Genomic DNA, 15,401 nt, shown 5'->3' with positions numbered 1-15,401 from the left:
ATTCAGGGCACTGAGAACAATATCGGGGTCGCCCTCACAGGCTACGATATCCAACCCTACAAATTCATCTCTCAGGGTACAATCTAGAGCAGTATTCTGGTCCTGATCTACAGAGTATCCTGTAAAGGTTAGGGAAAACGGTTCGGGATCGCCATCAAAATTGGTATTGAAATTATTGATCAGCAAATAGTAAATCTCTCCTTCTTCCACAATAAGCCAATCGTCATAGGTATTCTGACTTCCCGTTAAATTGGGGGCACCTACCTGACCGTTCTCCGGATTAACTCCGATCCCAGTAAAATCTGTATCATTTACTTCATAATTACAGCGTATAGGCTGGGCAGAGCCATTGCTTATGCTCCCACAATCCACATCCGGGCCATATAAGGCAAAATCCCATTCTGCCGTAACGCTTCCGCTTGTTCCTGGTAAGGCCTGTATATCGAACCCTATTTGACCGCGGGTTCCGGCACGGAATACGTACCAAGAGGTATTATTTTCTATGTTGGCCGAACTTACGCTACCTTTTTCAAGGCAACCAGATTCGCGAATCACATCCGGATCAAAATCATCTATATCTCCCCCACCGTCAGCAAACGAGAAAATAGGCGCATCTGCACAAACTGGGATGGCACTTCTACAATCCGGAGAGTTCTGGGCATACATGCCGATGATCGAAAAAAATAAAATAGCCGTAAAGCACAGGTATTTTTGCATAAAGTTGGGGCTATCTAAAGACAGTTAAACAGTATGTATAACTAGATGCCGGTGGTTTTAGTATAATTACAACCTTTTTTTTGACCGTTAATCGATGAACGGAATCTCTGTGACTCAAATATTTTGCTATCTGATAAGGGAAAAATGGTTGTTGACGTATTTGGCTTCTACTCTTTGATCATTGGTGTCCAGGTAAGAAATTTTAAACCAGTAGTCCGAAGCTGGTACGGGGGCTCCATTGTAGGTTCCATCCCACCCTAGATAGTCTTCTTCCATAACGATCAGTAATTTCCCAAACCGGTCATAAATTTGAACTAGCGGTTCTTGCAAGGTCTCTATCCCCAACACTTGCCAAAAGTCGTTCGTACCATCCCCGTTAGGCGTAAAAAAGGTTGAAAAGCCCACTACGATTATAGTTTCTGATATGCTACCACATCCATTGAGGTCATTGATAGTAAGCGTGTGCATCCCGGGATTAACATCGGTAAATATGGAAGAGGACTGAAACGGCCCTGTATCTAGCTGATATTCAAAATTTCCTGCCACGCCGTTTACGATCTCTACAGTATTGCTGGTCTGAAGGTCATTTATAAGGACCTCAGAAATAACAGGGATCTCTGAAACTACTACCGTAACTGTTCTGCTTGCCACACAGTTTAAACCAGAAGCAGTATTGGCAACGGTAAGGGTGTATTGCCCCGCCTGAGTAACCAGTATACTGGGTGTTGTTTCTCCGGTATCCCAGGAATAGGTGTATTGCGCATTTGGAAAGAGCTCGCCTATGGGTTCTCCCAAGGTATTCTCACAGATATAGATGGTATCCTCAAAGATTAAATCTGGGGTAATTACTCCCTCTAAAGTGAACTGTTCGGAGGCGTCAAAACATCTTGGATTTTCCAGGCTTGAGACACGGACATACAAGATTTCAGATCCAGAGCTTACCGAATATTGTTTGGGAAGTGCATTGATCCCATTGGTGGCATCAGCCAGGCTTGAGTGATAGCTTACCACATGTGTTGCAGGATCTTGCATTCCCAGGGCCTCTGTATCTTTTTGGGCAAGATCGTAAATTCCGCTTTCTACACAAACGGCCTCGTCTGCCATGGGAAAGGTTGTGGGAGCTACTGAAAATGCTACCTGAACCTCGCTGATAATATTAGGGGGGGCAGGCATAGCCACTTGCACCCGGTAAAGGGCAGAAGCGGTCACGGACAAAGTTGCCGCTGTTTCTCCCATTAAAACCTGATACCCACTTCCCGTATCACTATACCAGGTATATCCCAGGGCGTTGGTTGTTGTTGCGTCTAAAACTATAGTCTCATTATCGCAGGCAGCTATGGGCGCTCCCAGCAAATTATTGATAATGGAACAGTCTAGTGCGTCATTTGGGTTGGTTTCAAAAATCTGACCCGAAAATTGTATGGAAAATCCGGAATTGCTATTGCTAAAATTATTGATCAGGAGATAGTAATCTTCGCCCGGCGCTACCTGTATCCAATCTTCGTATTGTACATTGGTGGTATTTCCGGTTGGATCTTCCCCCACCCCCATGTACGTATCTTCATCGCTATTGTCAAAAAAGTTGCAGCGGATGGGATCCCCAAGGGTAGCACAATCGGATGCTTGGTATAAAGCAAAATCCCAATCTTCCATGGAGTCAAAGCCAATATTAATACCTAATTGCCCCGTAGCTGATGTTCTAAAACGATACCAGGCCGAATTTGATTCTATATAGCCCGTAATGGTAGGTTCCAGGCATCCACTGTTAGGTGCATTGTTAAAATCGTCTGTTCCATACCCTGAGGTGCCTCCGTTTACAGGGGTATTGCTGCAAATGGGAATGGCGTTAAGGCAATCGTCAGCCACCTGTGCTGAAACCCCTGAAAAGGTCAGCAGCATAAAAAAGCACAGAAAACCTGCAGGTATTCTCATTTCATCGTACCCCTTAACATCATACTTGCTAAAAATACGGGACCAGCTTCCTTAACACTAATTTATGTTGTGTACGGCCCCAAACAGCGCGTTAAGTGCCATTTTATGTATATCTTTGCCCTTTGATTAAGTGAGTTGAAAATGAAAATAAAGAGTACTTTGGAAGAACATTTTGAAGCAGTTGGCGAAGATCATGTTTCTTCTGCTGAGGACACCCCCATGAGGGCCGATGCCTTTGAATTGACAGACCAGGAGAAAATTGAACGAATTCAAGATAGCGTACGCGATATTATGCTGACCCTTGGACTAGATCTTGATGATGACAGCCTAAACGGTACCCCAAAACGAGTTGCCAAAATGTATGTCAATGAGATCTTTAGTGGCCTGCATCCAGATAAAAAACCCAAATCGTCTACCTTTAAGAATAAGTATAAATACGGTGAAATGCTGGTTGAAAAGAATATCACCGTATATTCTACCTGTGAACACCATATGCTACCCATAGTAGGGAAGGCCCATATTGCTTACATCTCCAAAGGAACGGTGGTTGGACTTTCCAAAATGAACAGGATTGTGGATTATTTTGCCAAAAGGCCTCAGGTACAGGAAAGATTGAATATTCAGATAGTTCGGGAGCTGCAAAAGGTACTCGGCACGGAAGATGTGGCCTGCGTCATAGATGCCAAGCATCTTTGCGTAAATTCCAGGGGGATCCGCGATGTAGACAGCAGCACCGTAACGGCAGAATACGGAGGGCGTTTTAAAGAAGAAGGTGTACGCAAGGAATTTTTAGAATACATTAACCTGGAAACCAGTTTTTAAGTGATCTTTACCCCTAATGGCCCTTTATAAAAATCAAGTTCTAAAAGTTTACAATTCACTTTCCGGGAAGAAAGAGATCTTTACACCCATCAATGAGGGACATGTGGGCATGTATGTCTGCGGTCCTACCGTATACAGCAATGTACATCTGGGGAACTGCCGTACTTTTATGTCGTTCGATATGATATTCCGCTATCTGCGACATCTCGATTACAAGGTTCGCTATGTGAGGAACATCACAGATGCCGGGCATTTGGTTGATGATGCCGATGACGGGGAAGATAAGATCGCAAAGAAGGCACGCTTAGAGCAGATAGAACCTATGGAGGTGGTGCAACGCTATACAGTAGATTTTCACAACATCTTACAAAAATTTAATTTTCTATCACCCAGTATAGAACCCACAGCTACCGGTCATATCATTGAACAGATAGAGATCATCAAAGATATCCTTGAAAAGGGCTATGCATATGAGATCAATGGTTCTGTGTATTTCGATGTAAAGAAATTCAACGAGAAGTACGAATACGGGAAATTAAGCGGGCGTAAGTTGGAGGATATGATTTCCAATACCCGCGAATTAACCGCTCAGGACGAAAAGAGGAACCCTCAGGATTTTGCCCTCTGGAAGAAAGCAGAACCTCAGCATATTATGCGTTGGCCCTCCCCCTGGGGCGATGGATTTCCGGGGTGGCACCTAGAATGCACGGCCATGAGCACAAAGTACCTTGGAGAAACCTTCGATATACACGGGGGTGGAATGGATCTTAAATTTCCGCATCACGAATGTGAAATCGCCCAGAGTGAAGCTTCTCACGGGCATAGTCCGGTACATTACTGGCTCCATGCCAACATGTTAACCATGAATGGGAAGAAGATGGCCAAGTCTACTGGAAACAATATACTGCCCAACGAGATCTTCTCCGGAGACAATGAGATACTTAGCAAGCCTTTTGTTCCATCGGTAGTGCGTTTCTTTATGATGCAGGCCCATTATACCAGCATTTTAGATCTTAGTGACGAGGCCCTGCTGGGATCAGAAAAAGGTTATTTCAGGCTTATGGAGGCCTTAAGGGTGATGGAAAGTCTGGAAAAAAGCTCATCCTCTACACTAGATATTAAAGCATGGCAGCAACGTTGTTATGACGCCATGAACGACGATTTCAATACGCCTATTTTAATTGCTACACTTTTTGAGGCGGTGAAATATATAAATCTCATCAAGGAAGGGAAAGAACGTATTTCTGCCGTTGATCTTGAGTTGCTTACCTCAACAATGCAGGTCTTTGTTTTTGATGTGTTGGGTCTGGAATCCCAGGAACAGCTAACTACTAATTCCGACAAACTTTCAGGGGTTGTTTCTCTCCTGATACAGCTACGGAACGAGGCACGCGCAGGCAAAGACTTTGCCACTTCCGATAAAATTAGGGATGAATTGGCTGCCATGGGTATCCAATTAAAGGATGGAACGGAAGGAACCACCTTTAGTATCTCATGAAAAAGATTCTGATAGCCCCCTTTGTATTTCTGGTAAGAGCCTATCAGTTACTAATTTCACCCTACACGCCTTCGAGTTGCAGATACTCCCCTACTTGTTCCCAATACACCCTGGAAGCCTTGAAAAAGCACGGCTTATTCAAAGGAGGATGGCTCGCGATAAAACGCATATTTAGTTGCCACCCCTGGGGAGGCAGTGGTTATGACCCTGTTCCCTAGTTGTTATAAAACTTACCTATTGTCATCATTTTTTTATAAGATTAGGCTTTTTGAGAGGTGTTTCCTCTCTATCAATTTATGTATCTTAGTCGCGCAAATAACACCTCTATGTATTTATTAGAAATAAACTGGAATCCGGCCGATACCCTTTTTAAAATAGGATTTCTTCAGATAAAATATTACAACCTGCTTTGGATCATCGCCTTTGCTCTGGGTTGGTACATCATGAAACGGATTTTCCTCAATGAAAAGAAAACGGTACAGGAACTCGATTCCCTTTTTATTTATACCGTAGTAGCCACCATGTTAGGGGCGCGTCTGGGCCATGTGTTCTTTTACGACTGGGAATACTATTCCAGCCATCTGGTAGAGATCTTACTCCCAATCAGGGAACGAGCAGGCAGTGCGTTGTTTGGGTTTATCAATGGGTATGAGTTTACCGGATTTACCGGTTTGGCCAGCCATGGTGCCGCCATTGGGATCATTATAGGGATGTATCTTTATTGTAGGAAACACAAAGGATTTAAGATGTTATGGATACTAGACCGGGTAGTGATCCCGGTATCTATCGGAGCGTTTTGTGTTCGCCTGGGGAACTTTTTTAATTCTGAGATCAATGGAAAGATCGTTGATAAAACCTTTTTGTTTGCCACCAGATTTGTACGTGATTCGGACGATATGCCGGCCTCTGCTGCCCTTCGGATAACGAAGGAAAACACTGTCAATGCAGCCTATAAGGCACTCGAAAACAAACCTGCATTTGCACAATACCTGGAAGCAATTCCCTACCGGCATCCTGCCCAATTATACGAAGGAGTATGCTATATCTTTGTTTTCCTGATCTTGTATTTTCTGTATTGGAAAACCGATAAAAAGAATCAGGCGGGGTATCTCTTTGGCCTTTTTCTGGTGCTGTTATGGACTATCCGGTTCTTTGTGGAATTCGTGAAAAAGAGTCAGGGTGGGTTTGAAGAATCCTTAGGGCTTCTTTCAACGGGCCAATGGCTGAGCATCCCATTTATACTGGTAGGTTTTTACTTTATGTTTAAACCACAAAAGGCGTAATGCAATTTGTTACATCCCTTTTTATGAAAAGAATTATTCTGAAAATTGGTCTTTGCATGGCCATTGGGCTACTTGTATTCTCCTGTAAGGAAGAGTCCAAAAAGGTCGTTACCACTGCCCCTATAAACTTTACAAAAGAAGGCAATCTTGAAATCTATAGAGCTGACACGGATTCACTCCTGATCCAACTAGATATTGAGATCGCAGAGACAGATTACGAGACCCAAACAGGGTTGATGTACCGCAATTCTATGGAAGACAGGCAGGGGATGTTGTTTATTTTTCCGGATGTGGCCTATCATAGCTTTTACATGAAGAACACCAAATTTCCTTTAGATATCATTTATATTGATGAGGATCTGAAAGTGGCCAGTATCATCAAAAACGCACAACCGCTAAACGAGCAGAGCTTACCTTCTGAGGTACCGGTTATGTATGTTTTAGAGGTAAATGCGGGCCTTGCAGATCTTTGGCAACTTACCCCTCGGGATAAAATTACCTTTACCAGGTTAAAATAAAAAACTGCCCCAACCATGGGGCAGTTATCATACAAACATCGTTCTTTTGTTGAGGGGCAATCGAATTAGATGCCTGTAATTTTTCTAATCCATAGCATTATTTAATTCTTTTCAAAAGTGAGCGTATCAGTTCCTCCGTTACCTCCACTGATATCGATCAACTCTATGCGAGAAGCAGAACGGGAGACAATATCCCAGTCTTCTGTTAATTCCTCAAAAGTTGGTGGGGCAGCAAAGAAGATATTAAAATCTATATCATCATCGCTATCGTAATCATCGTCATCATCGCTGCTGTCATCGCTTGTTACAGACCAAGTTCCCGAAACCGTCATAGTGCCGTTATCTGCCACCAAACTCCCATCCGAATTAAAAGTAAAGACGTAGCCGGTAAAGTCATCGGTCTCATCCGTGCCAGATTCTATAAAGCTACTAATGACCCAGGTCCCGGATAATGCCAAATCAGTTACGGCCTGTAAAGATTCTGCGGTATTGAGGTTGTTATCGGAACTATCCGATGAACAGGAAGTTGCAATTAACCCAACTAGGATTAATGTAATAGTAAAGATTGTATTTTTCATCTTAGTTCAATGTTTAATTGTTATTAGTGTTCACATTTGAAGAGAACCCAGATTCCTGGTTAGAAATCTGAGTTTCCCTTTATGGTACTTTCAGATTATGGATTGCAGTTACTTAGGAATTCTAACTCATCATCATTCTCCAACTCCAATTCCACAATTACTTCTCCTTCTTCCTGTTCTACTTCGTGCAGCATCCAATCCCCATTAAAATCTGTAAGATCAGGGATACTGATAGTTACAATAATATTATTTCCAGCACCACTGCTCTCCCAGGTTCCTGATATACTTTCACTACCCGTATCTACGGTAATTGTCCCATCGGTATCAAAAGTAAAGGTGTATCCTTCATATTGATCTTCCAGATCCATTCCATTGCGTCTAATGTCATCTACCATCCATCCATCGCAGTTTGTTAAGAAATCCGTTAACTGTTCCGTAGAGCAATTATCACAATCATCGTCATTGTAGTCATAGTCATCATCTTCATCACAATCGTCTTCGGCATCATCGATCACATCTTCCAACTGGTCCAGATTAGAGACTGAAACTTCAGTACCATCAGATAAGATCAGTGTTACAGGGAAATCTACATTCACAATATCATCATCTTCCAAATTGTCCAAAAATTGGTATAACTCCTGATCGCTAGAAATAGTGATGGTATCAATTAATTCGTTATTGGCATTGAAGATAGAAGCCGTAATGGGATACTTAATGTCTATACATTCAATATCATCGTCGAACTCATTTTCTCCTTCACATTCATCGGCAAAATCCTCAAACTCTTCCACTGAATTAATGGTCACCTCACTAAAATCGCTTAGGATAATTGTAACAGGAAATGAGATTTCCAGGGTATCGTCATCATCATCGAACTCATCAAAAATATCTTCAACGGTATCCAGATCTTCTTCTGAGGTAACAGTGATTTCCATCCCGTTAACCACCACGGTAAATGGGAAGTCTACGGAGAAACAATTGGCACCATCTACAATGTTGTCGTCAGAACCATCCTTCATCGCGGTTCTCTGCATTAAGTTGGCAACGGCAGAATTTGCTTTTAGAGTTTCATTTTGGGGTCCTTCGATCAATACGGACTCTTCTTTTCTACAGGAGGTTACCAGAAGGGTGGCCACCAGTACTAGGGATAAAATTTTCATTAAATTTTGCATAGCATACTAAGATTTAGATTAAACTGTTTACAACTAAAACAACTAAGTTTTCATTTCTCCTGAAAATTTTTAAAGAAATTTATTTTTTACATTTAACGGACCTATAATTAAAATGTTTTGACAAAAGACCTACATGAAAATGTTTGCGAGGAGCATATCTACAAAAGCTTGTACAACAAATACGCAAAAGAATTGCACGATTATCTGTATTACAAATACGGAGAACAAAGTAATCCGGGTGATAAAGCACAGGATGCGTTTATAAAACTTTGGGAAAATTGCAGGAAGGTACTTTTTTCCAAAGCCAGGGGTTTTCTCTATAAAGTGGCCAATAATATGGTGTTGAATGATATAAAACACCAGAAAGTAGTGCTTCGCTACCAACAGGAAAAACCACAGCAGTATACCAATGAAAATCCCGAATTCCTTATGGAAAAGGAACAGTATTTTAAAAAATACCAGCAGGCTCTTACCAAACTTTCGGAAGAGCAGCGAGTGGCTTTTATGCTGAACAAAGTGGAAGGAAAAAAGCACGAAGAAATTGCAGAACAGTTAGGGGTTACCCGTAAAGTAGTAGAATATCGCATCTACTCTGCCTTTACCCTCCTGAAAACAGAACTGGATAATTTTAAAATAAAATAATCAGGAGAAAGTACCGGATAGTTGTTATATAAGTAAGAAGGCACATTATGGATAAAAATACCTTGCTGGAGAAATGGCTCAATGAAACCTTGTCCGATGCTGAAATGGCAGCATTTCAGGAAATGGATGACTATCCATTTTACAAGGATATCGTTGATCATGCCTCATCTTTTAAAGCCTCTTCGTTTTCCGGGGTGGCTGATTTTGATGTTTTGAAGGAACGGCTTTCGCAGAAAAATGCGCCTCCTTCTAAATTGATCAATAGTGCCTGGATTATGAGAATAGCGAGCGTATTTGTCATTGGCTTTGCGCTGTTTTACTTTTTCCTTTTTAACACAAACGTGAGGGTAGAAACGCTCATTGGCCAAAAAACTACCATTGAATTGCCGGATGCCTCGGTAGTGGTCCTGAATGCCTCATCCGAAATAGAATATTCCAAAAAAGAGTGGGTCAATAAGAGATCCTTAAACCTCTCCGGAGAAGCTTTTTTCGACGTAACAAAGGGAGCCACTTTTAATGTTATTACTTCCTCAGGTACCATTACTGTACTCGGTACAGAGTTCAATGTAAAACAACGGGGTGCGGCCTTCGAAGTAGTGTGTTATGAAGGCAGTGTACGAGTCGATACAGGACCCTACTCAGAAGTATTGAAAGCGGGTGGCCGATTGCGCTTATCCAATGGGAAACTATATGTAAATAAAACCACCTACAGAAACCCTCAATGGATTAACAACGTAAGTGATTTTCAGCAAGTACCTTTTCTTGAAGTCATTGAAGAACTTCAACGACAATATCAGGTAAAAATAGTCCGTAAAGGGGTCCCTGTGGAAGCTCTCTTTACAGGTGGTTTTGTTCATGACAACCTTGAAAATGCCTTGGAATCTATTGCGGAACCAATGGACCTCAATTTTGTAATCACTGATAATAATGAAGTCATACTGACTACCCGTGAAAATTAAAGCAGCCTACCTTATTGTTTTTCTTGTTTTGTGGTCTGCCCTTAAAAGCTATTCTCAGGAAGTTAAAGAAACCATACCCTTGCTCAATATTCTGGAAAACGTGTCGACCACCTATGGCTACCGCTTCAATTATGCCTCAACGACCATCGCAGATATTAGTTTGTTACCTCCGGATGCGAACTGGGAAATAGAAGAAATACTGGCCTACCTGACTGAAAAAACAGGACTGGAATTCTCAATTTTACCCAATCGGTTTATTTCAATAAAAAAAGTTACTGCCATGCTTTGTGGCTACTTAAAGGATAAGAATACCCAAAATTTCTTGCCTTTTGCCACCATCCAAAGTAGTCTTGAATCGGTCATCACGGATGAAAACGGGTATTTCGAAATTTCTGTTGCCGGGAATGAAGACATAATCAACATCCGGTTTGTGGGTTACAGAACCTTGCAGCGGCAGGCAGGCTTATTTAAATCAGGTTCCTGTGGCGATGTTTTTATGATCGCGCAAGAATTTCAACTAACAGAAATTGTATTGTACGATTATCTTATCAGGGGTATAGACCAGGTCAGTGATGGTTCATATCGCATTAATTTTGATCGATTCAGCATATTACCGGGACTTACGGAAACAGATGTATTGCAATCTGTTCAGGCATTTCCGGGAATACAGAGTATCAATGAAACGGTTTCTGACATCAACATACGAGGAGGAACTAATGATCAGAATCTATTGTTATGGGACGGTATAAAAATGTATCAATCAGGGCATTTTTTTGGACTGATCTCTATGTTTAATCCCATGATTACACAAAATGTAACACTTCGAAAGAATGGAACGCCCGCCTCCTATAGTGATGGTGTCTCCGGGACAATTTCCATGGAAACTGAAAACACTTTGAATGAGGAATTTAATGGTTCACTGGGGATAAATTTTATAGACGTAAGTGGCTTTATTGACGCTCCCCTTGGCACACGGTCTTCCATACAGGTAGCTGCGAGAAAGGCAATTAGCGATTTTGTGGAAAGTCCTACCTACGCTGCCTATTTTTCAAGGATTTCTCAGGATACCGAATTGGAGAACAACTCGGTAAATGTACTCAACTCGGATAAAACCTTTGATTTTTATGATACGTCTATGAGGTGGCTATGGCAACCTACATCAAAAGATCAGTTGCAGTTAAATTTTATCCATGCCAGCAATGAATTGGTCTTCAATGAAAACGCCGATTTTAGTGGCGCTTCCTTAACCCGTGAAAGCAGTCTTAACCAAAGTACTATTGCAGGGGGATTTCAATATCAGAGGCAATGGAATGATCAGATACGGACAGATATACAGGTATATAATACCGATTATAAATTACGGGCCGTTAATGCGAATATTCAAAATGATCAGCGTTTTCTGCAGGAAAACAAGGTGTCTGAAACCGGGGTACGGATAAGCTCGCGATATCTCCTGAACGAATTGTTTCAGTGGACCAATGGCTACCATTTTACCGAAACCAAGGTTACCAACCTGGATGATGTGGACAATCCTATTTTTATACGACTAAATGGTGATGTAATGAGGGTTCACAGCGGATTTACATCGCTTGGCTATACTTCTAAAAATCGTAATACAACGGGGAATATTGGCGTGCGGTTTAACTACCTGGACAAATTGGAGCAGCAACTTTGGGAGCCTAGGTTAAGCTTCAATCAACGTTTTCTAAAGTGGTTTAACGTAGAAATTCTGGGTGAATTTAAACACCAATACACCTCACAGGTGATTAATTTTCAAAATGACTTCTTAGGGATCGAAAAGCGGCGTTGGCAATTGTCAAATGACCTAGACATACCCGTTATATCGAGCAAACAAGCTTCTGCGGGTTTGAGCTTCAACAAGGCTGGCTGGCTGTTCAATGCCGTTGGATTCTACAAGGAAGTGGAAGGGATCACAGCACAAAGTCAGGGGTTTCAGAATCAATACGAATTTGTTAAGGCCATAGGCAGTTATAATGCCAGTGGTATTGATTTTTTGGTACGCAGGCAATTTAAAGCTGCCAGTACGTGGCTTAGTTATTCCTACTTAAATGCCGATTATGAGTTTAACTCATTACCCGAAACTTCGTTTCCAAGTAATTATGATATTACGCATGCAGTTACTCTTGGGTTGAGTTATGATTTAAACCAAGTACGGGTAGCAGCCGGATGGAACTGGCGTACGGGTAGACCAACCACTAGACCAGATGCCACTGCTCCAATCGTAAATAATACCGTCAATTATGGACCTAGTAACACGGACCTTCTTCAGGATTATATGCGGGTAGATGTCTCGGCACTCTATCAGTTGACAGTTAGTAACAACTCTAAAGCCCTGTTAGGATTTTCCATATGGAATGTTTTGGACAGGGAAAATACCATCAGCAATTATTATCGCAATAATGGGTTGGGAGGCACTACTGAATTCATACAAAATTCACTTGGCATAACTCCTAATGCCGTAATTAAACTTCACTTTTAATTAAAATCTTTAATAGATTTTGTAGCGAAATACTTTTATTCTGCATTACATACTTCTGGTTGAAGGCTTATATTTGGAATTATTACTGCTAAAATTCGTTGCACCTAATTTAATTTGTAAATATGCCACACTGGGCCATCTTTACAGAAACCTCTACACCGGTAAGAGAACTCTTATACTCGTTTCTTCACGGCCCCTACCCAAAGGGTTTTGAAATCCTGGAGCATAAGAAGGGTGTACTTTTCTCAACCGTTGAGATAGCTCGTTTTATAGAAGAAGAACTGCGTCACGATCAGAAAATACTGACTAAAAACAAGGCCCAAAGCCTGCAAAGTATGTCTAGCGGAGAACGTAAAAAAGCCTTGTTTTCCCATCTCTTATCGCAAAACCCGGAATATATGATCCTGGATAATGCCTTCGACAATCTGGATGCGCTAAGCAGGAAGTACTTTGTGGAAACCATCGAAGCCATTAGAAATTCAGTGATCATCATTCAGGTATTGAGCAGAAGCTCTGACCTCCTACCCTTTATAGAACACTATGCCTCCTGGCATGAGTATCATCTTCAATTGTTAGAAACTGTACCCGGTGTTAAAAAGCCACCACTAGATAATCCCCATAATTTTGATCAACCATTGCCTTCTTCGAACAAAAAAAGTGTGTATAATCACCCAACACTGATAGAATTGTGCAAAGTCTCAGTATCGTATGAGGACAAACCCATTTTAGATGAGATCAACTGGAGGATCGCTCCCGGCGACTTTTGGGAATTAAAAGGACCCAATGGGAGCGGTAAAACAACGCTGCTTTCCTTAATTACCGGCGATAATCCCAAGGGATACGGACAAGATCTGTTCCTTTTTGGCCAGAAAAAAGGAAGTGGCGAGAGTGTCTGGGACATTAAAAAACAAATTGGCTATGTCACCCCGGCCCTTACGGACCGTTTCAGGGGCTATCATACGGTAGAGAATATGCTGATCTCAGGGCTGGTCGACTCTATTGGGCTGTATATTCAACCAACGGACGCTCAAAAGAAACTGGCTGCTGCCTGGTTGTCCATCCTTGGATTGGAAGACAAGAAGGATAGGTATTTCCATGATCTTGGTAAGGGGCAACAACGTTTGGTAATGTGCGCCAGAGCCATGATAAAACAACCTCTATTGCTGATCCTGGACGAACCTACTTCAGACCTTGATGACGCTTCTGCTGAATTGGTTGTTAGGTTGGTGAACAAATTGGGGAAAGAGAGTTCTACCGCCATTGTTTTTGTCTCACACAGAAAGGAGCCCGGATTATGTCCTCAATATCTCCTGGAACTACTCCCCACAGAAAAGGGATCTAAGGGAAATGTTTTGAAGTGATATTTGAATTGCGTATTTTTCTTATAAATTGCTTCTAAATGCCATATACCATAGAACATAGGGTGCATCCCGAGTATTTAGAAGTACACGTCGAAGGCGATATTATTCCGGGGAAAGAAGTTCAGGAAGCTGTTGAGCGCTGGTCTAAAGTAGCTAAAATATGTAAAAGTGAAGACCGAAACTTAATTCTTGCCTTCATTGACTTCCGGGGACAACATTCCATTACTTCAAAGTTCAGTCTGGTAGATGGAGCTGCTTCCTTCGGCTGGATGCCTCATTATAAGTTATCTGTAGTAGTCAAAAATGAACAACAGTTTCAACACCTGGCTTTTACAGAAACTGCCATGAATAATCTGGGGTATGAAATGAAACTCTTCAAAAAAAAACGTGAAGCAAAAAAATGGCTCTTCACTTTATGAAAAACCGAATAGAACATGAAGTGTTTGAAGACTACCTCGAAGTACGCTTATATGGCGTTATAGATCCGGAGGTAGAAAAGGAGGAGGCCATGGCCAGATGGACTAAAATCGTAGCATTATGCGAACGCGAGAAGCGAAAGAAAGCCTTGGTTATATCTTATTTTAAAGGAGTTTATAAAATAAATACCTCCTTTACCTTAGTGGAAAATGCCAATAATTTGGGTTGGAACCTTGATTATAAGCTGGCTATGGCGGTCCCGGATGAAGATAGGTTTAATCGTCTTTTGTTTATTGAAAATGCAATGATCCAATACGGTTATGATATGAAACTTTTTCGCAATAAACGGGAGGCCAAAAAGTGGTTGTTGTCCTAACTTAAATAAAAAACCGCCTTATTTGGGCGGTTTTTTATTTAATAGTAGAAGTTATATTAACTTGTAGGCTTTGTTTTTTTCTCCTTCAAGGTATCGTACATCACTGGTGTAGCGATAAACAGGGAAGAATAAGTACCTACTACGATCCCGATGATCATCGCAAACATAAATCCTCGTAGGGTTTCTCCTCCGAAAATAAAGATAGAGAGTAATACCACAAGTGTGGTTAAGGAGGTATTTAAGGTTCTGCTTAACGTACTGTTCAATGCCAAATTGGTATTGATCCCATAATTAAACCCTTTTTCGTTTACAATTTCACGTATCCTGTCGAACACTACCACCGTATCATTCAGGGAGTATCCAATAACCGTTAGTATAGCCGCGATAAATGCCTGGTCTATTTCCATGCTAAAAGGCATATACGGACTGAAAAAGGAGAAGACGCCTAGAACTATCAGGATGTCATGGAAAACCGCTACAACAGCTCCCAATGAGAATTGCCATTTGCGGAAACGCAGCAAGATGTATAAAAACACGACCGCGAGCGACCCAAAAATGGCCCAAACCGAATTCTTCTTGATGTCATCTGCAATGGTTGGCCCTACCTTCCGGTATTTCATTACCCC

Annotated in this window: 15 protein-coding genes and 1 pseudogene; 11 read left to right on the top strand and 5 right to left on the bottom strand. The window is 41.6% G+C overall.

Annotated features, from left to right (window positions below):
• Nucleotides 1-717: pseudogene (locus WBM49_RS08595) on the bottom strand (T9SS type B sorting domain-containing protein); the annotation flags it as partial.
• A 126-nt stretch (nucleotides 718-843) separates the two neighbouring features.
• A complete protein-coding gene (locus WBM49_RS08590) occupies nucleotides 844-2,649 on the bottom strand; it encodes a T9SS type B sorting domain-containing protein (protein ID WP_424371644.1) in 1,806 nt (601 codons plus the stop codon).
• A gap of 141 nt (nucleotides 2,650-2,790) precedes the next feature.
• Here WBM49_RS08590 and folE point away from each other — a divergent pair, with 141 nt between their 5' ends.
• From folE to WBM49_RS08565, 5 genes are all read left to right on the top strand, one after another.
• Complete coding sequence (gene folE, locus WBM49_RS08585; protein WP_424371643.1) at nucleotides 2,791-3,471, top strand: GTP cyclohydrolase I FolE; 681 nt, start codon at nucleotides 2,791-2,793, stop codon at nucleotides 3,469-3,471.
• Between the two features lie 16 nt (nucleotides 3,472-3,487).
• Nucleotides 3,488-4,969 carry a cysteine--tRNA ligase gene (cysS, locus tag WBM49_RS08580; RefSeq protein ID WP_424371642.1) on the top strand — a complete coding sequence of 494 codons (1,482 nt, stop codon included), beginning with the start codon at nucleotides 3,488-3,490 and terminating at the stop codon, nucleotides 4,967-4,969.
• The gene (yidD, locus tag WBM49_RS08575; RefSeq protein WP_424371641.1) at nucleotides 4,966-5,187 is read left to right on the top strand and encodes a membrane protein insertion efficiency factor YidD; all 222 of its coding nucleotides are present in this window, start codon (nucleotides 4,966-4,968) and stop codon (nucleotides 5,185-5,187) included. The genes cysS and yidD overlap by 4 nt, the downstream gene beginning before the upstream one ends.
• A 108-nt stretch (nucleotides 5,188-5,295) precedes the next feature.
• The gene (gene lgt, locus WBM49_RS08570) at nucleotides 5,296-6,252 is read left to right on the top strand and encodes a prolipoprotein diacylglyceryl transferase (RefSeq protein WP_424371640.1); all 957 of its coding nucleotides are present in this window, start codon (nucleotides 5,296-5,298) and stop codon (nucleotides 6,250-6,252) included.
• A gap of 23 nt (nucleotides 6,253-6,275) precedes the next feature.
• On the top strand, nucleotides 6,276-6,770 hold the full coding sequence (locus tag WBM49_RS08565; protein ID WP_424371639.1) for a DUF192 domain-containing protein: 495 nt from the start codon (nucleotides 6,276-6,278) through the stop codon (nucleotides 6,768-6,770).
• 101 nt (nucleotides 6,771-6,871) lie between these two features.
• On the opposite strand, the gene WBM49_RS08560 is transcribed toward WBM49_RS08565, so the two are convergent.
• Both WBM49_RS08560 and WBM49_RS08555 read right to left on the bottom strand, forming a co-directional pair.
• Nucleotides 6,872-7,348 (bottom strand): hypothetical protein, encoded by a 477-nt coding sequence (locus tag WBM49_RS08560; RefSeq protein WP_424371638.1) that lies wholly within the window; start codon nucleotides 7,346-7,348, stop codon nucleotides 6,872-6,874.
• A 95-nt stretch (nucleotides 7,349-7,443) separates the two neighbouring features.
• On the bottom strand, nucleotides 7,444-8,508 hold the full coding sequence (locus WBM49_RS08555) for a hypothetical protein (RefSeq protein WP_424371637.1): 1,065 nt from the start codon (nucleotides 8,506-8,508) through the stop codon (nucleotides 7,444-7,446).
• A 129-nt stretch (nucleotides 8,509-8,637) separates the two neighbouring features.
• Here WBM49_RS08555 and WBM49_RS08550 point away from each other — a divergent pair, with 129 nt between their 5' ends.
• The 6 genes from WBM49_RS08550 (at nucleotide 8,638) to WBM49_RS08525 (ending at nucleotide 14,775) form a co-directional block, all read left to right on the top strand.
• Nucleotides 8,638-9,162, top strand: coding sequence for an RNA polymerase sigma factor (locus WBM49_RS08550; protein ID WP_424371636.1), 525 nt, complete (start codon nucleotides 8,638-8,640; stop codon nucleotides 9,160-9,162).
• Between the two features lie 47 nt (nucleotides 9,163-9,209).
• Entirely contained in the window at nucleotides 9,210-10,121 is a 912-nt protein-coding gene (locus tag WBM49_RS08545; protein WP_424371635.1) for a FecR family protein, read from the top strand.
• On the top strand, nucleotides 10,111-12,621 hold the full coding sequence (locus WBM49_RS08540; protein WP_424371634.1) for a TonB-dependent receptor: 2,511 nt from the start codon (nucleotides 10,111-10,113) through the stop codon (nucleotides 12,619-12,621). The genes WBM49_RS08545 and WBM49_RS08540 overlap by 11 nt, the downstream gene beginning before the upstream one ends.
• A gap of 122 nt (nucleotides 12,622-12,743) precedes the next feature.
• Nucleotides 12,744-13,982 carry an ATP-binding cassette domain-containing protein gene (locus tag WBM49_RS08535; RefSeq protein ID WP_424371633.1) on the top strand — a complete coding sequence of 413 codons (1,239 nt, stop codon included), beginning with the start codon at nucleotides 12,744-12,746 and terminating at the stop codon, nucleotides 13,980-13,982.
• 38 nt (nucleotides 13,983-14,020) lie between these two features.
• Nucleotides 14,021-14,401, top strand: coding sequence for a hypothetical protein (locus WBM49_RS08530; protein WP_424371632.1), 381 nt, complete (start codon nucleotides 14,021-14,023; stop codon nucleotides 14,399-14,401).
• Nucleotides 14,398-14,775 carry a hypothetical protein gene (locus WBM49_RS08525; protein ID WP_424371631.1) on the top strand — a complete coding sequence of 126 codons (378 nt, stop codon included), beginning with the start codon at nucleotides 14,398-14,400 and terminating at the stop codon, nucleotides 14,773-14,775. Before WBM49_RS08530 ends, WBM49_RS08525 begins: the two co-directional genes overlap by 4 nt.
• Before the next feature lie 56 nt (nucleotides 14,776-14,831).
• On the opposite strand, the gene secF is transcribed toward WBM49_RS08525, so the two are convergent.
• Nucleotides 14,832-15,401, bottom strand: a 570-nt coding sequence (gene secF / locus WBM49_RS08520; protein ID WP_424371630.1) for a protein translocase subunit SecF, incomplete at its 5' end; no start/stop codon positions are given.

This window comes from Muriicola sp. (assembly GCF_049669965.1).
Taxonomy (GTDB): domain Bacteria; phylum Bacteroidota; class Bacteroidia; order Flavobacteriales; family Flavobacteriaceae; genus Muriicola.
This window is presented reverse-complemented; position numbering and strand designations above follow the sequence as displayed.